The following is a 630-nucleotide window of genomic DNA, read 5'->3' as shown; positions in this document are numbered from 1 at the left end:
ACTACAAGTATTTAAGATCAAAACCATCCAAGACAAAAGTCCGACGGGAAAAAACAAAAAAAGCAATCGTCAAGATCTACAACGATTCGCACCAGCTGTATGGCTCGCCCAAGATCGCAGAGATCCTGCACAAGAAAGGGATCCAAGGATGCCAGAAGTATGTCTATTCGATTATGAAAGAAGCCAATATCAAACCGAAATATCTGAAACACAAGATAAAAACGACCATATCTAAAGGGAATGATCGAAAACTTCACAATCTTCTGAAAAGACAATTCAATCCAAAAGATCCCGACAGTGTATGGTGTACCGATATCACCTATATCTGGACAGAGGAAGGATTTGTCTATCTGACCAGCGTGATGGATCTGTATTCCAGAAAAATAGTCGGGTGGGTGATGACTCGAAATATGGAAGCCGCAAAAGTTCTGGAGTGTATAGAAATAGCCAAAAGAAGACGAGGAATCAAAAAGCCATTGGTGATCCACAGCGATCAAGGAGTCCAGTACACAAGCGAAGAATACAAAAACAAGACAGAAGGAATGGAAAGATCGTATTCGAGAAAAGGCAATCCATGGGACAACGCCTGCATCGAAAGCTTTCATTCACTGATCAAGAGAGAATGGATCA

Annotated in this window: 1 protein-coding gene; it reads left to right on the top strand. The window is 41.3% G+C overall.

Going from position 1 to position 630, the window contains the following annotated elements; all coding sequences use genetic code 11:
- Positions 1-630: IS3 family transposase (locus BO225_RS11130; RefSeq protein ID WP_076342283.1), on the top strand; the 630-nt coding region annotated here is incomplete at both ends.

The organism is Dubosiella newyorkensis (assembly GCF_001945605.1).
Taxonomy (GTDB): Bacteria; Bacillota_I; Bacilli_A; order Erysipelotrichales; family Erysipelotrichaceae; genus Dubosiella; species Dubosiella newyorkensis.
Note: the sequence above shows the minus strand (reverse complement) of the source record. Positions and strands in the feature narration are given on the sequence as shown.